This is a genomic window from Pseudodonghicola flavimaris, from assembly GCF_030164425.1.
Lineage (GTDB): Bacteria > Pseudomonadota > Alphaproteobacteria > Rhodobacterales > Rhodobacteraceae > Pseudodonghicola > Pseudodonghicola flavimaris.
Genome location: NZ_JASNJD010000008.1, coordinates 20,871 through 43,725, shown reverse-complemented (window position 1 = coordinate 43,725; position 22,855 = coordinate 20,871). Strand labels below are relative to the sequence as shown.

Genomic DNA, 22,855 nt, shown 5'->3' with positions numbered 1-22,855 from the left:
TCATGACCAGTGGATGACGATTGCTGCGAGAGCGATAACTGAGAGAAAAACCATCGGACGCCGGTCATAGTGGGTTGCCACGCGCCGCCAGTCCTTGAGCCTGCCGGACATGATCTCGATACGATTTCTCAGTTTGTGCCGGCGCTTGTCGTCCTTGATGGGGGTCTTGCGTTGCTTTCTCCCGGGTACACAGACGCGTATCCCTTTGTCTTGCAACGCTTCTCGCAGCCAACCGCGTCGTAGCCGCGATCCCCGAGCTGCCAGTCGACATTTGGAAAGCTGCGGAGCAGTGCCCGCGCTCCGATATGGTCGCCTGCCGGGCAGCGGATCAGGCGACCGCGCCTCTTTTGACGCACAGGCTGGATGCCGTGCAGTGCGCCTTCGGGCAGGACGCATCGATCATCACGGTCTTCTTGTCGCCGTGGTCGGCAGTCGGCCCAGCCAGCACCCGCGCGAAGCGGCCTGGCTCGCGTCTGCGCGTCCACCAGATGTTGAGCATCTTCTGCGGGGCATAGACCGCAGGAGCGTCTCGCCAGCGCAAGCCATTGCGGTTGATGAGGATAACCCCGCTCAGCACGCGCCTGTCGTCAACCCAGGGCGTTCCGTGCGACTTCAGCAAGAAGGGGGCCAGACGCGCCATCTGCGCGTCGGTCAGCCAAGAAAGATCACGCCTGCCACCGCTCAGGTTTCGGAGCCGTGAATCATGCAGAGCAACCAAAATCACTGCCTCCTCAGCCTAGGTTTCGCAGAGCCATGACGGAAAGCTGGGAGCGGAGGCCTTATCCTCGCTTGCCGGCCTCCCCCACCAGCCTTCGCGCCAACGCAAGGCGGAGGTCTGCGGCGCAGAGGCGGTCGGGTGGCGTGGCGCCGACGGGTCCACAGCTGATCCGGGCAGGCCCTTCGGGCGAGAGGCGGCCGTGCGCTCCGGGCTGCCCGGAGCGCGCACAGAATTCCGACACTCCAGCCCATCGGCGCCCAATCCTGCCTCGGGGCGATGCGCGCTCTTCCCCCGGCACCGGACAGACGGCCACAAAGGTGCTAGGCTGGTCCCGGGCACAGACCCGCGCCCCGGCCCGCGCCCTGGAATGCGCCGGACAGGATTTTGGAGAGACCGTATGCTTTCAGTCGATGAACAGATCACCAGCCTCGACCGCCTCCGGGAACTGCTTCCCACCGAGGGGTTCACCAATACCTTTCTCAAGGTGACTGACCGGCTCAACGATGTGGCGCGGCAGTTCATCGCGCAGGCGCCGATGGTCATCATCGCCACCAAGGCCTCCGACGGGCTGATCGATGTCTCCCCCAGGGGCGATCCGGCGGGGTTTGTCGAGGTCTACGACGACAGGACGCTGATCATTCCGGACCGGCTGGGCAATCATCGCGTCGACGGCTTTCACAACCTGCTGGAGGATCCCAACGTGGCGCTCCTGTTCGTGGTGCCGGGACATGGCGACACCCTGCGCATCGCCGGCAAGGCGCGGATCGTCCGGGATGCCGCCATCAGCAAGCGTCACGCGGTCAATGGCAAGGAGCCGCTGCTGGCGCTCGTCGTCGATGTGGAGGAGGCCTTCATGCATTGCTCCAAGGCGTTCATCCGGTCCCGTCTCTGGCATCCCGACCACTGGCCCGCCCGCAAGAGCGCGCCGACCCTGGCCGAATGGGTCATTGCCACGGTCGACTGCGACCAGACCCTGGACGAGGTGCAGGAGGATCACAGCGCCGATGAGCGCGCCCGGCTGTACTGAGCCCCGGAGAACCGTATCGGACCTCACCACCGGTCAGGGACCAAGACGCAGAAAGGCGGGCCTTGCCCGCCTTTCGATACCATCACGCGCGTTCGCCGCCGATCAGCCGGCTTCGGCGGCTTCCACCAGCACATGTTTGTACTGATCGCGCAGGGTGCGCTTGAGCACCTTGCCGGTGGCGTTCAGCGGCAGCGCATCGGTGAAGATCACCATATCCGGCACCTGCCAGTTGGCGATCTTGCCGTCGTAATAGGCCAGCAGCTCCTCCGCCGTCGGGGTTTCGCCCTCGGCCGGCACCGCGATCAGAACCGGGCGTTCGTCCCACTTCGGATGCTCGACGCCAATCACCGCCGCATTGGCCAGTTTCGGATGGCCAACGGCGATATTCTCCAGCTCGACCGAGCTGATCCATTCGCCGCCCGATTTGATGATATCCTTGGAGCGGTCGCGGATGGTCATGTAGCCGTTCGGATCGAGGGTCGAGACATCGCCGGTGGCGAACCAGCCGTCATGCAGGATCTCGGTCTCTTCCATGCGGAAGTAGCTGTTGAGTACCCAGTGACCCTGCACCAGCAGGTCGCCCTGCAACACCCCGTCCATCGGCAGATCGTGATAATCGTCGTCGACGATCTTCAGGTCGATGCCGAAGGGCGGACGGCCCTGGTTTTCGCGCAGCCGCTGCTGCTCTTCCGGCGGCAGCGCCTTGTGCTTGGCCAGCGGATGGTTGGCCGATCCCAGCGGGCTCAGCTCCGTCATCCCCCAGGCGTGGATGGTGTCGACGCCGTAGAGTTCGCGGAATTCCTCGATCATCGACGGCGGGCAGGCAGAGCCGCCGATCACCGTGCGTTCCAGGCTTTCCAGCCGCGATCCCGATTTCTTGGCATAGGCCAAGAGCCCCAGCCAGATCGTTGGCACCCCCATGGCGCAGGTGACGCCGTGATTGTCGATCAGCTTGACCAGCGCCTCGCCATGCAGGTCCGGCCCCGGCATCGCCAGCGCGCTGCCCGACATCGCACAGCCATAGGGCGCGCCCCAGGCGTTGACGTGGAACATCGGCACCACCGGCATCACCACATCGGCGGCCGAATAGCCGATCACATCGCGCGAATTGGTCGAAAAGCTGTGCAGCACGGTCGAGCGGTGGGAATAGAGCACGCCCTTCGGATGCCCCGTGGTCCCGGAGGTGTAGCACAGGCTGGAGGCGGTGTTCTCGTCAAACTCCGGCCACGCGAAATGCATGTCGCCCGGCGCGATGAAATCGTCGTAGAACTCCAGCCAGTCGTGTTCGGCGGCGAGTGCGTCGTTGCGCGGCCCCATCATCACGATGTGTTCCAGCGTCGGCATCTGATCGCGCAGCTTGATCGCCAGCGGCAGGAAGGTCTCTTCGATGAAGAGGATCTTATCCTCAGCGTGATTGACGATATAGACCAGCTGTTCGGGGAACAGGCGCGGGTTGATGGTGTGGCAGACGAAGCCCGCCCCCGAGACGCCGTAATAGATTTCCAGGTGCCGGCGGTTGTTCCAGGCGATGGTGGCGACGCGGTCCTGCGGGTCGAGACCCATCTTGCTCAGCACCGAGCCGAGCTTGCGCGCATTCATCGCCACCGTGCCCCAGGTGGTGTGTTCGACACCGCCCCCCGTGGTGTTCACCGACACGATCGGCGTGTCGCCGTGATAGCGCGCAGCGTGCTCGATCAGCGACGAGATCAGCAGGGGTTTGGTCATCATCTGACCCAGCATGGCAGACTCCTCCTATGTATTCGGAGCGGGCGATGGCCCGTCATCCATCCGTCTTATGAGGAAGAAATCGCGGCATTCTCCACCACCGCAGTCCCCTCCTCCCATACCGGAGTCCTGCCAAATCCGCCGGGGGCTTGGCAATAAGCGACGTACGGGCACAACAGCAAGAAAACGTCATTGCCCGCGGAACATTCGCTGCCCTTCCGTCACCCGAGGAACCGATGCCGCAACGCAGAAATCCTCTTGTCCCGAAGCGGTCAGACCAGTAGCAAACCGCCATGAACCTGCGTTATCTCACCCCGCTGACGGCCGAGGAGCAACTGGCTCACGGTCTGAGCGCCCCGCAACCGCTGGCGATCGCCGACCGGGTGCGGTTTTCCGAACTGGACACCCAGAACCACGTCAACAACAAGGCCTATATGGACTGGTTCGAACGCGCCCGCGTCGAACATATGTTCCAGGTCTGGCGCCGCTTCTTCGTCGATCTGCCGCGCCCGCGCGTGGCGGTGCACAGCGCCACCATCCGCTATCTGAAAGAGATGAAGGAAAATGAATCCTACATCGTCACCTCGCGGGCAGAGAGCTTCCGAACCAGTTCTATCGTACTCGATCAGCAGATCTGGTCGGGCGATCTCAGGGCGACGCTGAAGCTGGTGGCGGTGATGCAGACGCCGGACGGCAAGGGCCGCTATCCGGTGCCCGAGGCGCTGCGCGCCCATATGATCGAGGTCGAGGGCGCCCGCGCCGACGCCTGAGGGCAGGCTTCAGGTAAGGACCGGCCTCAGGGAGGCCCGAGAGACCGGGGCCCGGGCAGCCAGCTGCCCGGGGTCTGTCAGTGCCGGCTCAGACCACGCAGCAGCCGTGCTCGCGCAGATAGCCGATCAGCGCCGCGGTGGAGCCGTCGAGCGCCGCGGTGCTGCCCCCCTCGGCCAGCAGCGGCCCCAGCGAGGTGGCGATTTCCTTGCCCAGCTCGACGCCGAACTGATCGAAGGAGTTGATGCCCAGGATCACCCCTTCGGCGAAGACCCGATGTTCGTAGAGTGCCACGATCTGGCCCAGCACCGCCGGGGTCAGCTGCGGATAGACCAGCGTGACCGAGGGGCGGTTGCCCGGGAACACCCGGTGCCGCGCCTGCCGTTCCAGTTCCGCGCCGGTGAAGCCGGCCGCCGCCGCCTTGGCGCGCGCCTCCTCCAGCCCGCGACCGGTCATCAGCGCCTGCGACTGCGCCAGGCAGTTGGCGACCAGCAGCCGGTGATGATCGGCCAGGTCCGCTTCGTGACCACGGGCGCCGACGATGAATTCGCAGGGCACCACTGCCGTGCCCTGATGCAGCAGTTGGAAGAAAGCGTGCTGGCCGTTGGTGCCCGGCTCGCCCCAGACGATGGCGCCGGTTGGCCCATCGACATCGCTGCCGTCCATCGCCACCGATTTGCCGTTCGATTCCATCTCCAGCTGCTGCAGATAGGCCGGCAGCCGCGCCAGGCGCTGTTCATAGGGCAGGACGGCGCGGCTCGGGTAGCCGCAGACATGGCTGTGCCAGAGCCCGACCAGCGCCAGCAGCACCGGCAGGTTCCGCGCCCAGGGCGCAGTCTGGAAATGCCGGTCCATCGCCTCGCCGCCGGCCAGCATGGCGCGGAAATTCCCCGCCCCCACCGCCAGCATCACCGGCAGGCCGATCGGCCCCCAGAGCGAGAACCGGCCACCGACCCAGTCGCTGAAGCCGAAGACGTGATCAGCCGGAATGCCGAACTCCGCCGCCAGGTCGAGCGCGGTGGAAATCGCCGAGAACTGCCGCGCCGGATCGCCGCCGCCAGCGACCATCCAGTCGCGCGCGGTGCGGGCATTGGTCATCGTCTCCACCGTGGTGAAGGTCTTGGAGGCGACGTTGATCAGCGTTCGCGTCGGATCGAGCGATTTCAGCGTATCGGCGATATGGGCGCTGTCGACGTTGGACACGTAATGCAGCCGCGGCCCGTCGCTGTAGGGTGCCAGTGCCAGGGTCGCCATCACCGGCCCGAGGTCGGAGCCGCCGATGCCGATGCTGACCACATCGGTGATCGAACCGCCCACACCGCCCAGCCGGCCGCTGCGCACCGCCTCGGCGAAGGCGGCCATGCGGTCGAGCGTCTCGCGCACCGCCGGCATCACATCGGCACCATCGACCAGAACCCGGCTGTCGTCGGAGCGACGCAGCGCGGTATGCAGCACCGCCCGCCCCTCGGTCTCGTTGATCTTCTCGCCCGAGAACATCGCCGCGCGCCGCGCCGCCAGACCGGAGACATCGCAAAGTGCCGTCAGCGCGGCGAGAACCGGCGCATCGATCTGTGTCTTGGAGAGATCGAGGCGCAGGTCGGCGCCATCGATGCTGTAGGTTTCGGCGCGATCGGGATCCTGCGCGAAAAGATCAATCAGGTGACGGTCCCGGTTCTGCCGGTGCAGAACCTTGAGGTCCTCCCACATCCTATATCCTCTTTATTCTATAACTGAAATCAATCCGACCAATGAACTGTCGTGCCCTGCAGGATCGCCTGAACCGGGGCCTCCTCGGGCGGCAGCGTCAGGGCCTTTTCTAGCGCGGCGCGCTTGCCAGCACCATAGAGAACCAGATGTTTCGACATCGCCCCCGCCAGCACCGGCGCACTCAGGCTGATGCGCGCCTCCGGCACGGTGTCCGGGCGCAAGACCGCCAGCGGCGCGGCATCCTCGGCCAGTGCCTCGGCCAATCCCGCCGCGCCGGGAAACAACGATGCGGTGTGCATGTCCTCGCCCATCCCCAGCAGCAGGACCGAGATCGGCAACTCCGGCGCGATCCGCGCGGTGATCGCCGCCAGCGCCTGTTCCGGTGTCTCTGCCGGAGCCCAGAGCGGCAGGAAGGCCGCCCGCTCGGCCCGATGGGTGATCAGCCGGTCGCGGATCAGCCGCCCGTTCGAGCGCGGGTGATCCGGGGCGACCCAGCGTTCATCGGTGGGCAGCACATGCACCCGCTCCCACTCCAGATCGGCGGCGCAGAGCGCATCGAAGACCGCCCCCGGCGTGGTGCCGCCGGGCACCGCCAGCGCCGCGGTCTCATGCGCCATCAGATGCATCTTCAGCTCACCGGCCAGCTGGGTGGCCAGATCGATCGCCAGCATCTCCCGGTCGGGGTATTCGACGATCTTCATGGGTTGATCCCCCGCCACCTGCGTTCATCGCGTCGCATCAGCAGATCGGCATCGAGCGGGCCGGTGCTGCCGATGGTATAGGGTTTAGGCACATCGCCCAGCGATTGCCAGCCCGCGATCACCGGATCGGTCCAGGCCCAGGCGGCCTCGACCTCGTCACCGCGCATGAAAAGCGTCTGATTGCCCCGGATCACATCCATGATCAGCCGTTCATAGGCATCGGCGGTATCACGCCCGTCCGGCCCCAGCGCCTCGGCAAAGCTCATGTCCAGCGGCACGTCGACCAGCCGCATGCCGCCCGGGCCGGGTTCCTTGATGGTCACCTGCAGCGTGATTCCCTCGTTCGGCTGCAGCCGGATCGACAGCACGTTGGAATGCTGCCCGGCCTCGGCGCCGAAGATCGAATGCGGCGCATCCTTGAACCGCACGTTGATCACCGAGGAGCGGGCCACCAGCCGTTTGCCGGTGCGCAGGTAGAACGGCGTACCGGCCCACCGCCAGTTGCTGATATGCGCCTTCAGCGCGATATAGCTTTCGGTGCTGCTGCGCGGATTGCCCACCTCCTCGCGATAGCCCTGCCCCAGCTGCGGCTGCGTCGGATCGGCGACGTACTGGCCACGCACGATATGATGCGGCTTCACCGCATCCAGGGCGCGGATCACCTTCAGCTTCTCGTCGCGCACCGCGTCGGGATCGAATTTCGCCGGCGGCTCCATCGCGATCAGGCAAAGCAGCTGCATCAGGTGGTTCTGCACCATGTCGCGCATGGCGCCGGCGCGTTCGTAATAATCGCCACGACCGCCGACCCCGACGGTCTCGGCCACGGTGATCTGGATGTGATCGACATACTGGCTGTTCCACAGCGGTTCGAACAGCATGTTGCCAAAGCGCACGACCATCAGGTTCTGCACCGTTTCCTTGCCCAGGTAATGGTCGATCCGGTAGATCACGCTTTCGTCGAAATGCTCCGCCAGGGTGGCGTTCAGCGCCCGGGCGCTGTCCAGATCGTGACCGAAGGGTTTCTCCACCACGATCCGGGTCTGCTCGGTGACCATGCCGTATTCGCGGATCCGCCGCGCCAGATCGCCGAACAGGCTGGGGCCGACCGAAAAATAGAACGCCCGCACCCGGTCTCCGGTCATCATCGCCGCCAGCTCCGGCCAGCCGGAGCTGCCGCGCGCATCGACCGGCAGATAGCTCAGGCAATCGAGGAAACCGGCCAGCATGCCCGGCCGGCGGGCGCGTTCGGGGGTGAATTCCTCAACGCTCTCGCGGACCAGATTGCGGAATTCCTCCTGGCTCAGCTCCGACCGGGCGGCGCCGATCACCCGCGCCCCCGGCTCCATCTGGCCGGCGCAATAGCGTTTGAACAGCGCCGGCAGAATCTTGCGCCGCGCCAGATCGCCTGTCGCACCGAAGATCACCAGATCGAAGGGATCGACCGGTATCGCGCGCGCCTTCATGTCGAACCTCCTGCCGTTCCGTCCTGCGGCACCCCCTTCCTAGCACGGTCCGGGGCCGGGGTGACAGCACGTCACATCTCTGTCAGGTGTTTTGACCCAGTTTTACCTTTCCTGTGCCCTCAGGCTAGATCAAACTGCCGCTGACGAAAGGGAATGTCAGGATGAAAGACAACGCAGAGATCGCCAACACCGGCAAGTTCCGCGATCCGCGGATCACCGCCGACGGTCAGCCCCGCGCCACCGTCGCCCTGAGCCATCCGGAAACGCTCTGGTTCAACACCGGCACGCTCTGCAACATCACCTGCGCCAATTGCTATATCGAAAGCAGCCCCAGCAACGACGCGCTGGTCTATCTGACAGCGGCCGAGGTCGCCGGCTATCTCGACCAGCTGGCGGAGCGCGGCTGGCCCGTGCATGAGATCGCCTTCACCGGCGGCGAGCCCTTCATGAACCCGCAGATGATCGCCATGGCCGAGACCGCCCTGTCGCGCGGCTTCGCCGTGCTGATCCTGACCAATGCGATGCTGCCGATGATGCGGCCGCGGGTGAAGGCCGGGCTCAGCGATCTCAACGCCCGCTTCGGCGACCGGCTGACGCTGCGGGTGTCCCTCGATCACTATGCCGCGCCCCGGCACGACAGCGAACGCGGCGCCGGCAGCTTCGACCGGGCGGTGCAGGGCATGGACTGGCTGCGCGAGACCGGCATCCGCATGGCAGTGGCCGGCCGCCAGCTCTGGCACGAGGACGAGGCCACGGCGCGCGCCGGCTATGCCGCGCTGTTCGCCGCCCGCGGCTATGCCATCGACGCCGCCGACCCCGGCCAGACCCTTCTTTTCCCGGAGATGGACCTCAGCGTCGAGGTGCCGGAAATCACCACCGCCTGCTGGGACATCCTGAACACATCGCCCGATCAGGTGATGTGCGCCTCCTCACGGATGGTGATCAAGCGCCGCGGTGCCGCCCGCCCCAGCGTGCTGGCCTGCACGCTGATCCCCTACGACCCGCAGTTCGAACTGGGCGAGACTCTCGCCGAGGCGGAGCGCGCCGTCGCCCTCAACCACCCGCATTGCGCCAAGTTCTGCGTCCTCGGCGGCGCCAGCTGCTCGGTCTGACGCGGCGCGCCCGCGGCGTCACAGATCCCAGCTGTCGGTGATGAAATTCTTGTCGCTCAGCGTCGTCTCGCCGCCGAAATCCACCAGCACGGTATCGCCGTAATAGAGCTTGCCGGCGGCGTTGTTCATATAGAGCACATCCTCCGTCGCCGCCGTCCAGATCGCGCGACTGAAGGTCACCCCGGTATCGCGGGTCTCGTCCGCGTCGAAGACGATCCGGTCCCAGCGGGCGGAGAAATCGGTGATTTTCGCCACGCTGGAATAACTGTCGAGCTCGAGATAGACGCGATCCTTGCCGGTGCCGGTGCGGATCACATCCGGCGCCTCGGCGAAACTGCCGGTCAGCACGAAAATCCGGTCATCCCCGGCACCGGCGTTCAGCTTCTCCGAATACATCCCCTCCAGCACAATGGTATCGGCGCCGGCGCGGGTGCGGATCACCGCGGTGAACTCATCGGCATAGCTGGTGGCAGAGCCGTTCATCCGCACCAGATCGGCGCCGCGCCCGGTATCGACCAGCAGCGCGGTCTCGACAAAGATCGACGCGGCGAAATTGAATTCATCGGCACCGCCGCCCAGTCTGACGGTGATCTCCCCCGCCCCCGACAGCGATGCGGTCTGAGACAGCGTCACCGTCTCGTCCAGCGCGCTGCCGGTGATGGTCAGCTCCCGCAGCGCATCATTCACCGCGCCCAGGTTGATCCGATAGTCCCGGTGTTCCACCGATCGCAACAGCGGCGCGATCTCCCCCAGGTCCATCTCCGCCGCCTTCTCGCCATAGACCGAGAGATCCGCCGCGACGGTCACCGCCAGGGTATCATAGCCCCGGCCGCCATCGAAACTCAGCTGCGCCAGCTGCCCCAGCCCGCCGATTCCGTCGAAGCCGAGCGTGATGTTCTGCAGCAGGTCCGCGCCGTTGCCGCCGAAGAACCGGTCGGACACATCGTATTCCGGATCGACGCCGGAGGGGCCGTAGAAATAGAACACATCGTCGCCGCCCAGCCCGTAAAGGCTCTCGCGGATGGCCGATGTGGCCGACATCACGTCGTCGCGGTCCGTGCCGGAATAAGTAATCCGCATGATCTCAAGCCCTCCTGCTGGTTGCGCCGACCCTATGGGCCGCCCGGAGGCAACACAAGCATGCAGGAGGTTAAGCCGCGGTTAGGGGCCCCTTCGATCTGGCTCAAATATCCCGGGGGTGCGGGGGCGGCGCCCCCGCTCCTGCGATCCGCCCCGCCCCGAACGGCACCGATGCGCGCGCCTCAGTGCAGCGGCAGCTCGCCCACCACATTGCGCCATTCGCCGGGGCCGATCATCCGGCGATGGGTGAAGCGAACAGAATGCAGCGGCCCGTCGATTTCCTTCTGCCAGAATTCGACGAAACGGAACAACCTGGGATGATCGGGGGCCAGGTCGTAATCCTGCCAGACGAAACTGTTCAGCACATGGGTATAGTCGGGCATGTGATAGAAGAACTCGGCCGTGGTCAGCCCATAACCCTTCAGCATCAGTTCGGTTTCGGTCATCCCTTCGGGTTGCGCCATTCGCGGCTCTCCTCTGTTCGCTGTTTCCCACCCCCATGATCCGACAGAAATCCGCGTTTTCAACAAAAACAGTATGTTATCAGTCCTCTCGCCCGGCTGCCAAACTCCTCGGGAAAGGGCCATTGCACCCTATATGCCGGGTCTGTTATGGTAATCCCACAAGATATAGACCCTGCACAAGAAACGGGCACGAGCTTTGAGCGATACGCCGGAACCTCCTGAAAATACGGATGAAATGCCGCCCGAGCGGCCGGAATACGACGGTCCGACCGTCACCATCGAATCCGAGATGCGCACGTCCTATCTGGACTATGCCATGTCGGTCATCGTGTCCCGCGCGATCCCCGATCTGCGCGACGGGCTGAAACCGGTGCACCGCCGCATCCTCTTCGCGATGCACGAGACCGGCAACACCCATGACAAACCCTATCGCAAGTCCGCGCGGCCCGTCGGCGACACCATGGGGAAATACCACCCCCATGGCGATGCCTCGATCTATGACGCCCTTGTGCGGATGGCGCAGGACTTCTCGATGTCGCTGCCACTGCTGGACGGTCAGGGCAACTTCGGCTCGATGGACGGCGACAGCCCGGCCGCCATGCGCTATACCGAGGTGCGGATGGACAAGCCGGCCGCCTTCATGCTGGCCGACATCGAGAAAGAAACCGTCGACTTCCAGGACAACTACGACGGCAAGGACCGCGAACCCACGGTGCTGCCGGCGCGGTTCCCGAACATGCTGGTCAATGGCGCCGGCGGCATCGCCGTCGGCATGGCCACCAACATCCCGCCGCACAACCTGGGCGAGGTGGTCGATGCCACCCTGGCACTGATCCAGGATCCGGATCTGAGCAGCGAACAGCTGATCCAGTATATCCCCGGCCCCGATTTCCCCACCGGCGGGCTGATGCTGGGCCGCTCCGGCGCGCGCAAGGCCTATCTCGAGGGGCGCGGCAGCGTCATCATCCGCGCCAAGACCCGGATCGAGGAGCTGCGCAAGGATCGCTACGCGATCATCGTCGAGGAGATCCCCTATCAGGTCAACAAGGCCTCGATGATCGAAAAGATCGCCGAACAGGTGCGCGACAAGCGGATCGAGGGCGTGGCCCATGTGCAGGACGAATCCGACCGCAACGGGGTGCGGGTCGTCATCGAGCTGAAGCGCGATGCGACGCCCGAGGTGGTGCTGAACCAGCTCTATCGCTTCAGCCCGATGCAGACCTCCTTCGGCTGCAACATGCTGGCGCTGAACGGCGGCCGGCCGGAGCAGCTGACGCTGCGCCGGTTCCTGACCTCCTTCCTCGATTTCCGTGAGGAAGTGGTGGTGCGCCGCACCGCCTTCGACCTGCGCAAGGCGCGCGACCGCAGCCATATCCTCTGCGGTCTGGCTGTGGCGGTATCGAACGTCGACGAAGTGGTCGCCACCATCCGCTCCTCCGCCGATGCCTCCGAGGCCCGGCGGCGGCTGATGGAACGGCGCTGGCCGGCGCATGAGATCGCCGGCTATATCCGGCTGATCGACGATCCGACACATACGATGAACGACGACGGGACCTATAACCTGTCCGAACTTCAGGCCCGTGCCATTCTCGATCTGCGGCTACAGCGGCTGACCCAGCTCGGTGTCAAAGAGATCACCGACGAGCTCGAAGACCTCGCTGCCAAGATCAAGGACTACCTGGAAATCCTCGGCTCGCGCGAGCGGATCCTCGAGATCATCTCGAACGAGCTGCAGGAGGTCAAAGACCTCTTCGCGGTGCCCCGTCGCACCGAGATCGTCGACTGGTCCGGCGATATGGAAGACGAGGACCTGATCGAGCGCGAGGACATGGTCGTCACCGTCACCTCCGGCGGCTATATCAAGCGCACCCCGCTGGCCGATTTCCGCGCCCAGAAGCGCGGCGGCAAGGGGCTGAGCGGCATGCAGACCAAGGATGAGGACGTGGTCACCACGCTCTTCGTCGCCAATACCCATACCGCGCTTTTGTTCTTCACCACCGATGGCATGGTCTATCAGCTCAAGTGCTGGCGCCTTCCCGCCGGCGGGCGCACCTCCAAGGGCAAGGCGATCGTCAACATCCTGCCGATCCCGCAGGGCGTCTCCATCGCCGCGATCATGCCGGTGGACCGCCCCGAGGAGGAATGGGCCGACCTGCAGGTGGTCTTCGCCACCACCGCCGGCGACGTGCGGCGCAATGCGCTCAGCGATTTCACCAATGTGAAGCGCAACGGCAAGATCGCGATGAAGCTGCCCGAGGACAATTCGGTTCAGCTGGTCAACGTGCGCATCTGCACCGAGGAGGAAGACGTGATGCTGGTCACCGATTCCGGCCGCGCCATCCGTTTCCCCTCGACCGACGTGCGAATCTTCAAGGGCCGCGATTCCACCGGGGTGCGCGGCATTCGCCTGAATGGCGACGACCGGGTGGTATCGATGTCGGTGATCCGGCACTTCGAGGCGGAATCGGACGAACGCAGCGCCTATCTGAAGATGCGACGCGCGGTCGCCGGGCTGACCGACGACGGCGACAGCGACGACGAGGCGATCAGCGACAACGCCACCATCAGCCAGGAGCGCTATGCCGAGATGTCGGCGGCGGAAAACCTGATCCTGACGATCACCGCCGGCGGTCTGGGCAAGCTCAGCTCGTCGCATGATTACCCGGTTCGCGGCCGTGGCGGCCAGGGCGTCGCCGCCTGGGAGAAATCGATGCGCGGCGGGCCCATCGTCGCCTCCTTCCCGGTGGAGCTGGACGACCAGATCATGCTGGCGACCTCGACCGGGCAATCGATCCGGGTCCCGGTCGAGGGCATCTCGTTCCGTTCGCGCAGCGCCGGCGGGGTGAAGGTGTTCAACACCGGCGGCGACGAGGAAGTCGTCAGCGTCGCCTGGATCGCCGATCAGGGCGAGGACGAAGAAGCCGGCGACGCAGAAAGCTGATCTGCCCCGCTGCAAACAAGTGTACCGGGCGGGTCTCAGGGCCCGCCCCTTTTCGTTGGCAAAGCCGCCGACAGGATATGTGATGCGTAAGACAGAGCCCGAAACACCGCCGTTGCCCCGTGTCGAACCGGTGGAGATCGACGGGCGCCGGGCCTGGCTGAAACGGCCCGAGCAGCTGAGCGGCCGGATGCGCCTGCAAAAGGGCGATCCCGTTGCCGCCTTCGACCGCGAACGGCAGGCCTATCGGGCGTTGCAGGGCAAGGGGCTGCCGATCCCGGAAATCCTCGACGAGGGGCCGGATTACGTGGTGACGCTGGATGCCGGCCCCACCCTGACCCAGCTGAAGACCCTGACTGCGGATCGCCCCGAGGTGTTCGACGCCGCGATGATCGACGCCGCCCGGGCGCTCGGCCGGTTTCACCGCGCCGGCTACAGCCACGGCCGGCCAGCGTTGAAGGATATCTGCTGGCAGGACGGCAAGGTGGTCTTCATCGATCTGGAACGCAGCCCGGCGGAACCGGCCGGCCTGGACGCCTGCGCCCGCGATGTCATGGTCTTCTTCTTCAGCGCGATTTCAGAGACCGGCGGCGCCGGGCCGGCGGTGATCGCCGCCCGCGAGGCCTATCGCGCCGAAGCCCCCAATGGCGTCTGGCCGCGGGCCTGCGCCCGCAGCCGGGCGCTGCGGCTGCGCGGGTTGCAGATGATGCTCTCTCCCTTCCTGGTCTTTCTGCGCAACAAGCGGGAGTTCCGGGCGATCTCGCCGTTTTTCGCCTTCTTCCGCGACGGCTGAGCCGGGTCGCGGTTCCGCCACCCCCACCGCCATGATCTTCTGGCCCTCCCCGGAGGAGCCCTGCCATGATTCGCCCTGCCCGCCCCGAAGACGAAGCCGCCATCCGCCTCTGCGCCCGGGCCGCCTATCGGCACTATGTCGCCGCGATCGGCCGTGAGCCGGCGCCGATGGTGGCCGATTTCGCGACCCAGATCGCCGCCGGACAGGTGCATGTGGCAGAGACCGGTGACGCGTTGACCGGTTTCATCGTGTTCTTTCCCAGGGCGGGACAGATGTTTCTGGAGAATGTCGCCGTCGATCCAAGCGCCGCCGGACAGGGCATCGGCAAGGCGCTGATCGGCTTTTGCGAGGCGGAGGCGCGACGACTGAAGCTGCCGGCCGTGGCGCTCTATACCAATGAGAAGATGGTCGCGAACCTGACGATCTACCCGAAGATGGGCTACCGCGAGACCGGCCGCCGGCAAGAGGACGGCTTTCACCGGGTCTTCTTCGAAAAGCCGCTGCGCTGACCGGCAGGCGCCGTCCCGCCAGGGCAGCGCCGGGGCGGGTCACAGCCCGTAGAGCGCCCCGAACTTGGCTTCGAGATAATCCATCAGCGGCGCCTCGGTCGGGGCGGCCCCGCTGGCGCGGGTGATGATCTCACGCGGTTCATAAAGGCTGCCGTGACGCTGCAGGTTGTCCCTGAGCCAGCCGGTCGCCGCCGCGGTGTCGCCCGCCGCCAGCTGGGTGTCGAGATCCGGTACCGCCTGGCGCAGCGCCGCATGCAGGCAGCCGGCATAGACATTCCCCAACGCATAGGTCGGGAAATAGCCGAACAGCCCCACCGACCAGTGCACATCCTGCAGCACCCCGTTCGACGGCTTGTCGACCGCGTAGCCGAAGTCCCTGAGGAACCGGTCGTTCCAGGCCGCCTCCAGATCGGCGACCTGCAGATCGCCGGCCATCAGCGCACGCTCCAGATCGAAGCGCAGCATGATATGCAGGTTGTACTGCACCTCGTCCGCCTCGGTGCGGATATAACCCGGATGCACCCGGTTGGCGGCGGCATAGAAGGCCTCCGCGTCGCCCACGCCGATGTCGCCATAGGCCTCTGTCATCTGCCCGAACAGCCAGCCGGTGAAGGCGCGCGAGCGGCCCAGCTGGTTTTCGTAGATCCGGCTCTGGCTCTCGTGCACCCCCATGGAGACGCCGCGGCCAAGCGCGGTCAACAGATAGGCCTGGTCGATGTTCTGCTCGTAACAGGCGTGGCCGGTCTCGTGGATGGTCGAATAGATGCAGTTGAACGGGTCGTCCTCATTGGTGCGGGTGGTAATCCGCACGTCGTTGCCCGACCCGGAGCTGAAGGGATGCACCGCCTTGTCGATGCGACCGCGCGACAGATCGTAGCCGAACACCGTCGCCAGTTCGTGGGTCATCCGCAGCTGGGTCTCGGCCGGATAGTAACCGCTCAGCGCCGCGGGATCCGGCCGTTCCAGGATCGCCGCGCGCAGCGCCACCAGACGTGGACGCATGGCGTCGAAGATCGCCGCGATCTCCGCCGCGCTGGTGCCGGGTTCGTAATCCTCCAACATCGCGTCATAGAGCGGCCCGCCGGCGGCCAGCGCCGCCCCTTCCTCGCGTTTCAGCGCGACGACCTCTTCCAGCACCGGCAGGAAGGCGGCGATATCCTCGGCTGCCCGCGCCGCCGCCCATTTGCCCTGCGCCACCGAGGTCACCTGCGCCAGCCGCGTCGCCAGATCGGCGGGGATCTTCACCGTCCGCTCATAGCTGCGGCGGATTTCGCGCAGCTGGGCGGCGCCGGCGGCATCGGGGGCCACGGCTGTCGCCAGCCAGTCGCCCACCCGCGGATCGGAGCGGCGGGCATGCAGCACCGCCTCGATCGCGGCCATCTCCTCCCCCCGCTGCGGCGCGGCGCCGCGCGGCATCACCGTTTCCTGATCCCAGCCCATCCGGCCGGCGATTTCTCCCAGCGCGACGGTGTCGCGGGTGAAGGCCATCAGATCGTCGAAAGCGGTCATTTCACATCTCCTCTGACCGATTGCGCCCGGGGATAGGCCGACAGGAAGCGGGCGCGCAGGATCAGCACCCAGACCAAAACGGCCACCAGCTGGTGGGTGATTGCCGCATGCAGCGGCGCGGCATAGATCACCGTCATGATACCCAGGCCGACCTGCACCAGCAGCGCCGCAAAGGCCGCATTGAAGGCGAAGCGGGTGGCGGCATGGGCCGACCGGCGCCCCTTCAGCCAGACCATGATGCCGAAAAGGAACAGCAGATAGCCGCTGACCCGGTGAATGAACTGCACCAGTCCCGGGTTTTCGAAGAAGTTGCGCCAGGCCGGTTCGAACAGGAACGGATCGGGCGGCAGGATCTGCCCGCCCATCAGCGGCCAGTCGGTATAGGAGCGGCCCGCATCGATCCCCGCCACCAGCGCCCCCAGCAGGATCTGCAGGAAGGCGAAATGCATCCAGCCGGTGGAGAGCGAGAAGAGCTTCGCCTCGCGCAGCCGGCGCGCCTGCATCAGGTCGCGTTCCTCACGGCCGAGCTGGAAGATGTACCAGGCCACCAGCCCGAGGATGACGAAGGCCAGCCCCAGATGCGTCGCCAGCCGGTAGGAGGCAACCGAGGTCATGCCCTCGCCCTGGGTAACGCCGGAGGACACCATCCACCAGCCGATCGCCCCCTGCAGCCCGCCGAGTGCCCCGGGCAGGATCAGCCGCCCGGTCCAGCCGGCGGGAATGCGCCGGGCGATCAGGAACCCGAAGAACCCCAGCGCCCAGACCAGGCCGATCAGCCGGCCCAGCTGACGATGGCTCCATTCCCACCAGTAGATCGATTTGAAATCGCTCAGCTGCATCCACTGGTTTTCGATCCGCCACTGGTCGATCTGCTTGTATTTGTCGAACTCGGCCTGCCACTCGACTTCGGTCAGGGGCGGGATGGCGCCGGTGACCGGGCGCCATTCGGTGATGCTGAGCCCGCTGTCGGTCAGCCGGGTGAGGCCGCCGACGACGATCATCGCCACCACCAGCACGAAGATGATCGCCAGCCAGGCCCGGATGCCCCGGCGCGCGCCGCGCCGGCCACGGTCGATCACGCCGGTCTCTGCCGGAGCCGCCGGGCTGCTGCCTTCGCCCACCTCTTCGAAAATAGAGCGTTTGGTCGCCATCGCCTCGCCAACCTCTTGTCTGTCCAACATGTATCAGACCCCATGTAGACCGGGCGCCGGGCGCAGACAATGCACCTCCGCCCCGGGACCCTGGCACCCGCGCTCCGGGCGGACCCGCAGGAAATCTCGCCCCCCCGGCGACGGAACCGCGCCGCTGCCGCGTGAAAGAGAGGTATCGCGCCGAAACCACGCAGAAGGAACCGTTCCATGGTCCGCACTCTCCTCACCCCCGTCACGCTTGCCGTCGCCATCGCCCTCAGCACTGGGACCGCCAGCGCCGACAGCCTGCGCTATGTCCGCGAGGGGGTGTCCCTGAACGCCCGGTCCGGCCCCGGGTCGAGCTATGCCGCGAAACGGGTGCTGGCGCCGGGAACCAAGATCACCGTCATCGGGACGCAGGGCGACTGGGCCCGGATCCGGACGGCGGATGGGCTGCTGCTGTGGGTATTTTCCAGCTACCTGATGGATCAGGCCCCGCAATCGAAGACCGCGCCGGCACCGCAGCAGCCGGTCAAGCAACAGGTGCGGGCGCCGCAGAAGCAGCCGCCGCAACAGCAGGCGAAACCGCAGGCCGCCCAATCGCAACAGCAGCCGCAAAAGCCCGCCCCGACCGCGCCGCAGCAGGAGACCCCGCGCAAGCCGAACTCCTGACCCGCGGTCCCCCGGCTCCGATCCCAGGGGGACGGCACGGCCTTGTCGTCGGCCACAGTTGGCCGATGGCCGGCGCGGCGGTTTTTATCCGCGTCACAAATGCTTAGACTCTGAAGTAACGCAATTTCCCGCGGTTCGATGGCCTTGGGGGTCGACACTGTCCCCTCCCGGCCCTAGAGCCCGCACTCCAGCCCGCCCAGAGGAGGACAGATCATGTTCCGCAAACTGTTGGCCCCGCTTCTTCTCTCAACCTCGCTGGCCCTGGGGGCCGTCGCCGCCCATGCCGACAGCTACCTTTACGTGCGCGATGGCGTCACGCTGAACGCCCGCGGTGGCCCCGGCACCCGCTATGTCGCCTATCAGATGCTGCGTCCGGGCACCCGGGTGACGATGATCAACCGGCTGGGCGACTGGGCCCAGGTGCGCACGCCGGAAGGCGCGCTGCTCTGGGTGTTCGCCAGCTACCTGATGACCACGCCGTCCCGGCATATTCACACCCCTGGCCGCCCGATCATCCTGCGGCCGCTGCCGGTCGAGCAGCAGCACCGGTATCCCGGTGTGGTGGTGCCGCAAAACCGCCCGCTTCCCGGCCAGCACATGGTGCCCGGGCAGCACATGACACCCGGGCAACAGATGATCCCGGGACAGATACCGGTGCGGCCGATGCCCGGCCAGCCCACGCGGCCCGGCCAACCGGCGATCCAGCAACCCCAGTACCAACAGAACCTGCAGATGCGGCCATCGCAGGAGCCGCGGTTTCAACAGCAGATGCAGCAACAGCAGCAGCGCCCCCAGTTGCAGAAGCAGCAGCGGCCCGCTCCCCAGCAACAGCAGATGCAGCAGCAACCGCGGCAGAACCTGCAGCAACATCCGCAACAGCAGCTGAAACAACATCCACAGCAACAGCTGAAACAACGCCCGCAGCAACAGTTTCAGCAGCCTCGCGTGCAACAGAGACCACAGCCGCAGGTTCACGGCCCGGACGAAGTCGTCGGGCCCGATGGCAAGATCATCTACAAGGGGCCGTAACCGCCGGACAAAGGCTCTGCGCGGCGGCGGATCAGTCGCCGCGCTCTTTCCAGCGCACCATCTGACGCATGACCCCATGCAGCATCTGCACGTCGGCCCGGGTCAGGCGCATCCGGCTCCACAGGTTGCGCAGGTTGATCTTCATGTTCTCTGCCTTCTCGGGCGGGAAGAAGAACCCGGCCTGCTGCAGCCGCTCCTCGTAATGTTCCGAGAGCTTCTCGACCTCCAGCGTGCTGGCCCAGTCGGCGCGGCCCATCTCGGTCACCTCGTGCTGAACCTCGCTCACCTGCCGGCGCCATTCATAGGCGGTGAGCAGCACGCATTGCGCCAGGTTGAGAGAGGCGAACTCCGGGTTCACCGGCACCGAGATGATGGCATTGGCGCGGGCCACGTCCTCGTTCTCCAGCCCGGCCCGCTCCGGCCCGAACAGCACCGCCACCTTTTCCCCCGCCGCGATCTTCTCCGCCGCCAGCGCCATGGCGCGCTCCGGGCTGAACACCGGCTTGGTCAGCCCGCGCTGCCGCGCCGTGGTGGCAAAGACGTAGGAACAGTCACCCACCGCATCGGCCAGATCGCCATGCAGCGTCGCCTCGTCCAGAAGCCGGCCGGCGCCGCTGGCCATGGCAACGGATTTGGGGTTCGGCCAACCATCGCGCGGCGCCACCAGCCGCATCCGGTCCAGACCGAAGTTCCACATCGCGCGCGCCGCGGCGCCGATATTCTCGCCCATCTGCGGGCGGACCAGAACGAAGGCGGGCTGCGGGCTGTCGGTGGGCATGAAGGCTCCTTGCGGGTAACTGCGCCTGCCCTTACTGCCCTGCGTCCGCCGGGGCAAGCATGGGTGATCCGCCACCGGGGCTGCAACCGCCGCCGCCAGTCCACCGCCAGCCCGCCGCAAAACCGTTTTCAACCCCGCGCCAATCCGCTACACCGCGCTGAAACAGACCCAAGGACCGCCGCCATGGACGCCCCCGAGCAGCCGCAGCTTTACCTGATCACCCCGCCCGTTCTGGATCCGGAGACCTTCCCCGACCGGATCGCCCGGATTCTCGAAGCCGCCGAGATCGCCTGCATCCGCCTGACCCTCGCCACCCGCGACGAGGATGAGATCGCCCGCGCCGCCGATGCGCTGCGCGAGGTGGCCCATGCCCGCGATATCGCCGTGGTGATCACCGATCACGTGCTGCTGGCGCAGCGGCTGGGTCTCGACGGCGTGCACCTGAGCGATGCCGCCCGTTCCGTCCGCGCCGCCCGCAAGACGCTGGGGCCGGATGCGATCGTCGGCAGCTTCTGCGCCACCTCGCGCCACGACGGCATGACCGCGGGCGAGGCCGGGGCCGATTACGTCGCCTTCGGGCCGGTCGGCGCCTCGGCGCTCGGTGACGGCAGCGTCGCCGAACCGGAGCTGTTCCAGTGGTGGACCGAGATGATCGAACTCCCCGTGGTGGCCGAGGGCGGGCTGACGCCCGAGCTGGTGGCGGCGCTGGCCCCGCAGACCGATTTCTTCGGCATCGGCAGCGAAATCTGGGACGCCGCCGATCCGGTCGCCGCCTTCCGGGCGCTGATCGCGCCGCTGGGCTGATCGCGTCTGTGCCGGCCCGGGACGGAGAAAGCCTCCCGCGCCGGTTGCGGCCCCTGCCCGCGCACCCTTGCACGTTGATCCGAATAACGGCAGAAGTTTTGACATGAATGATGTCACGCCTGCCCCGCTTCTCTGCATCGGCAGCGTCCTCTGGGACGTGATCGGCCACGCGCCGCAGCCGATGCGGCCGGGGGCGGATGTGCCCGGGCATATCCGCCGGCTGCCGGGGGGCGTGGCGCTGAATATCGCCCGCGGGCTGGCCGGGCGCGGGCTGCATCCGACCCTGCTGAGTGCGGTAGGCCGCGATGCCGAAGGCGACGAACTGATCGCCGCCTGTGCCGCGCTGGGGCTGATCACCGATCACATCCACCGCCCCGCCGATCTGCCCACCGATGTCTATATGGCGATCGAGGACAGCGCCGGGCTGATCGCCGCCATCGCCGCCGCCCACACGCTGGAGGCCGCCGGCGCGCGGATCCTCGCCCCGCTGACCGACGGGCCGCTGGGCCGGCCGGAGGCACCCTTTGCGGGATTGGTGGCGCTGGACGGCAACCTGACCGAGGATCTGCTGGGCGAGATTGCCGGCAGCCCGGCCTTTGCGCTGGCCGATCTCAGGGTGGCACCGGCCTCTCCCGGCAAGGCGCTGCGGCTGCGGCCATTCCTGGGACATGCCCGCGCCACGCTCTATGTCAATCTCGAGGAAGCCGGGCTGCTCTGCGACCGCAGCTTCGCCGAGTCCCGCACTGCGGCGGCCGCGCTCCACGACCGGGGCGGCGCCCGGGTGCTGGTGACCGACGGCCCCCGCGCCGCCACCGTCGCCGCTTCGGAGGGGCTGATCAGCCTGACACCGCCCACGGTGACGATCCGCCGGGTCACCGGCGCCGGAGATACCTTCATGGCCAGCCATATCGCCGCCGAACTGGTCGGCGCGGCAGAGGCCGAATCCCTTGCCTGCGCGCTGGAGGCGGCGGCGAAATTCGTCTCAGGAGAGTCAGACCCATGATCTATATGACCTTTTCGGCCGAGGCGGCACGCGCCAAATCCTCCGGTCAACCGCTGGTGGCGCTGGAAAGCACCATCATCACCCACGGCATGCCCTATCCGCAGAACGTCGCCGTCGCCACCCAGGTGGAGGCAGACATCCGGGCCGCCGGCGCCACCCCCGCGACCATCGCGGTGCTGGACGGGCGGCTGCATATCGGGCTGGAGCCGGAACAGCTGCAGCGGCTGGGCCAGTCGCGCAACGTGGCGAAACTGTCGCGCGCCGATCTGGCCGCCTGCCTCGCCACCGGCGGCACCGGCGCCACCACGGTGGCGGCGACGATGATCGCCGCGCATCACGCCGGTATCCATGTCTTTGCCACCGGCGGGATCGGCGGCGTGCACCGCGGCGCCGAGCAGAGCTTCGACATCTCCGCCGACCTGCAGGAGCTGGCGCAGACCCCGGTCACCGTGGTCTCGGCCGGAGCCAAGGCGATCCTCGATATCTCCAAGACGCTGGAGGTGCTGGAAACCCTCGGCGTGCCGGTGATCGTCTACGGCCAGGACATGGTGCCGGCCTTCTGGTCGCGTCATTCGCCGTTCCCCGCACCGCTGCGGATGGACGATCCCGCTGCCATCGCCCGCGCCCATGCCGCCCGCGGCGCGCTGGAACTGCCCGGCGGTCAGCTGGTCGCCAATCCGGTGCCCGTCGAGGATGAGATCACCGCCGAGGAAATGCGGCCCGTCATCGCCTTCGCCCAGGCTGAGGCCGAGGAAGCCGGCATAACCGGCAAGGCAGTCACCCCCTTCCTGCTGGAACGGATCTATGCCCATACCCGGGGTCGGTCGCTGCAGGCCAATATCGCGCTGGTGCGTAACAATGCCCGGCTGGCCGCCCAGATCGCCCAAGCCTTGCGCAAGCTGACAGACTGATGTGAAATCCCTCT

The 22,855-nt window shown here is 66.5% G+C and carries 20 protein-coding genes and 1 pseudogene; 11 read left to right on the top strand and 10 right to left on the bottom strand.

Annotation, left to right across the window (positions count from 1 at the left end; all coding sequences use genetic code 11):
* Window positions 1-640: pseudogene (locus tag QO033_RS12375) on the bottom strand (transposase).
* A gap of 475 nt (window positions 641-1,115) precedes the next feature.
* Here QO033_RS12375 and QO033_RS12370 point away from each other — a divergent pair.
* A complete protein-coding gene (locus QO033_RS12370; protein ID WP_284481291.1) occupies window positions 1,116-1,745 on the top strand; it encodes an MSMEG_1061 family FMN-dependent PPOX-type flavoprotein in 630 nt (209 codons plus the stop codon).
* Window positions 1,746-1,847: 102 nt separating this feature from the next.
* On the opposite strand, the gene QO033_RS12365 is transcribed toward QO033_RS12370, so the two are convergent.
* On the bottom strand, window positions 1,848-3,485 hold the full coding sequence (locus tag QO033_RS12365; protein ID WP_284481290.1) for a long-chain-fatty-acid--CoA ligase: 1,638 nt from the start codon (window positions 3,483-3,485) through the stop codon (window positions 1,848-1,850).
* Between the two features lie 278 nt (window positions 3,486-3,763).
* Between QO033_RS12365 and QO033_RS12360 the strand changes: the two genes are divergently transcribed.
* A complete protein-coding gene (locus tag QO033_RS12360) occupies window positions 3,764-4,240 on the top strand; it encodes an acyl-CoA thioesterase (RefSeq protein WP_284481289.1) in 477 nt (158 codons plus the stop codon).
* 88 nt (window positions 4,241-4,328) lie between these two features.
* On the opposite strand, the gene pgi is transcribed toward QO033_RS12360, so the two are convergent.
* From pgi to zwf, 3 genes are read right to left on the bottom strand one after another with little or no spacing between them, the layout of a single operon-like run.
* Window positions 4,329-5,945, bottom strand: a complete 1,617-nt coding sequence (gene pgi / locus QO033_RS12355) for a glucose-6-phosphate isomerase (RefSeq protein WP_284481288.1) — start codon at window positions 5,943-5,945, stop codon at window positions 4,329-4,331.
* A 29-nt stretch (window positions 5,946-5,974) separates the two neighbouring features.
* Window positions 5,975-6,646, bottom strand: coding sequence for a 6-phosphogluconolactonase (pgl, locus tag QO033_RS12350; protein WP_284481287.1), 672 nt, complete (start codon window positions 6,644-6,646; stop codon window positions 5,975-5,977).
* Window positions 6,643-8,109, bottom strand: coding sequence for a glucose-6-phosphate dehydrogenase (gene zwf, locus QO033_RS12345; protein ID WP_284481286.1), 1,467 nt, complete (start codon window positions 8,107-8,109; stop codon window positions 6,643-6,645). The genes pgl and zwf overlap by 4 nt, the downstream gene beginning before the upstream one ends.
* A 161-nt stretch (window positions 8,110-8,270) precedes the next feature.
* On the opposite strand from zwf, the gene QO033_RS12340 reads away from it, so the two are divergent.
* The gene (locus QO033_RS12340; protein WP_284481285.1) at window positions 8,271-9,221 is read left to right on the top strand and encodes a radical SAM protein; all 951 of its coding nucleotides are present in this window, start codon (window positions 8,271-8,273) and stop codon (window positions 9,219-9,221) included.
* An 18-nt stretch (window positions 9,222-9,239) separates the two neighbouring features.
* Here the strand turns inward: QO033_RS12340 and QO033_RS12335 are convergent, their stop codons facing one another.
* Both QO033_RS12335 and QO033_RS12330 read right to left on the bottom strand, forming a co-directional pair.
* The gene (locus QO033_RS12335) at window positions 9,240-10,301 is read right to left on the bottom strand and encodes a hypothetical protein (protein ID WP_284481284.1); all 1,062 of its coding nucleotides are present in this window, start codon (window positions 10,299-10,301) and stop codon (window positions 9,240-9,242) included.
* Between the two features lie 182 nt (window positions 10,302-10,483).
* Window positions 10,484-10,765, bottom strand: a complete 282-nt coding sequence (locus QO033_RS12330) for an usg protein (RefSeq protein WP_284481283.1) — start codon at window positions 10,763-10,765, stop codon at window positions 10,484-10,486.
* A gap of 235 nt (window positions 10,766-11,000) precedes the next feature.
* On the opposite strand from QO033_RS12330, the gene gyrA reads away from it, so the two are divergent.
* The 3 genes from gyrA (at window position 11,001) to QO033_RS12315 (ending at window position 15,005) form a co-directional block, all read left to right on the top strand.
* Window positions 11,001-13,706, top strand: coding sequence for a DNA gyrase subunit A (gene gyrA / locus QO033_RS12325; RefSeq protein ID WP_284481282.1), 2,706 nt, complete (start codon window positions 11,001-11,003; stop codon window positions 13,704-13,706).
* Window positions 13,707-13,788: 82 nt separating this feature from the next.
* Window positions 13,789-14,496 carry a BUD32 family EKC/KEOPS complex subunit gene (locus tag QO033_RS12320; RefSeq protein ID WP_284481281.1) on the top strand — a complete coding sequence of 236 codons (708 nt, stop codon included), beginning with the start codon at window positions 13,789-13,791 and terminating at the stop codon, window positions 14,494-14,496.
* A 65-nt stretch (window positions 14,497-14,561) separates the two neighbouring features.
* Window positions 14,562-15,005, top strand: coding sequence for a GNAT family N-acetyltransferase (locus tag QO033_RS12315; RefSeq protein ID WP_284481280.1), 444 nt, complete (start codon window positions 14,562-14,564; stop codon window positions 15,003-15,005).
* A 39-nt stretch (window positions 15,006-15,044) separates the two neighbouring features.
* Here QO033_RS12315 and QO033_RS12310 read toward each other — a convergent pair whose 3' ends face one another.
* The gene (locus tag QO033_RS12310) at window positions 15,045-16,514 is read right to left on the bottom strand and encodes a carboxypeptidase M32 (RefSeq protein ID WP_284481279.1); all 1,470 of its coding nucleotides are present in this window, start codon (window positions 16,512-16,514) and stop codon (window positions 15,045-15,047) included.
* Window positions 16,511-17,665: a heme A synthase gene (ctaA, locus tag QO033_RS12305; RefSeq protein ID WP_284481417.1), complete on the bottom strand. Its 1,155-nt coding sequence runs from the start codon at window positions 17,663-17,665 to the stop codon at window positions 16,511-16,513. The genes QO033_RS12310 and ctaA overlap by 4 nt, the downstream gene beginning before the upstream one ends.
* A gap of 207 nt (window positions 17,666-17,872) precedes the next feature.
* Here ctaA and QO033_RS12300 point away from each other — a divergent pair, with 207 nt between their 5' ends.
* Window positions 17,873-18,316 (top strand): SH3 domain-containing protein, encoded by a 444-nt coding sequence (locus QO033_RS12300; RefSeq protein WP_284481278.1) that lies wholly within the window; start codon window positions 17,873-17,875, stop codon window positions 18,314-18,316.
* A gap of 213 nt (window positions 18,317-18,529) precedes the next feature.
* The gene (locus QO033_RS12295; RefSeq protein ID WP_284481277.1) at window positions 18,530-19,345 is read left to right on the top strand and encodes an SH3 domain-containing protein; all 816 of its coding nucleotides are present in this window, start codon (window positions 18,530-18,532) and stop codon (window positions 19,343-19,345) included.
* Between the two features lie 31 nt (window positions 19,346-19,376).
* Here QO033_RS12295 and QO033_RS12290 read toward each other — a convergent pair whose 3' ends face one another.
* Window positions 19,377-20,123: an RNA methyltransferase gene (locus QO033_RS12290; RefSeq protein ID WP_284481276.1), complete on the bottom strand. Its 747-nt coding sequence runs from the start codon at window positions 20,121-20,123 to the stop codon at window positions 19,377-19,379.
* A 183-nt stretch (window positions 20,124-20,306) separates the two neighbouring features.
* Here QO033_RS12290 and QO033_RS12285 point away from each other — a divergent pair, with 183 nt between their 5' ends.
* The 3 genes from QO033_RS12285 to QO033_RS12275 all read left to right on the top strand — a co-directional run bounded on the left by QO033_RS12285 (window position 20,307) and on the right by QO033_RS12275 (window position 22,841).
* Window positions 20,307-20,927 (top strand): thiamine phosphate synthase, encoded by a 621-nt coding sequence (locus QO033_RS12285; protein WP_284481275.1) that lies wholly within the window; start codon window positions 20,307-20,309, stop codon window positions 20,925-20,927.
* A 103-nt stretch (window positions 20,928-21,030) separates the two neighbouring features.
* The gene (locus QO033_RS12280; protein ID WP_284481274.1) at window positions 21,031-21,930 is read left to right on the top strand and encodes a PfkB family carbohydrate kinase; all 900 of its coding nucleotides are present in this window, start codon (window positions 21,031-21,033) and stop codon (window positions 21,928-21,930) included.
* A complete protein-coding gene (locus QO033_RS12275) occupies window positions 21,927-22,841 on the top strand; it encodes a pseudouridine-5'-phosphate glycosidase (RefSeq protein WP_284481273.1) in 915 nt (304 codons plus the stop codon). Before QO033_RS12280 ends, QO033_RS12275 begins: the two co-directional genes overlap by 4 nt.
* The last annotated feature ends 14 nt before the right edge of the window (window positions 22,842-22,855 follow it).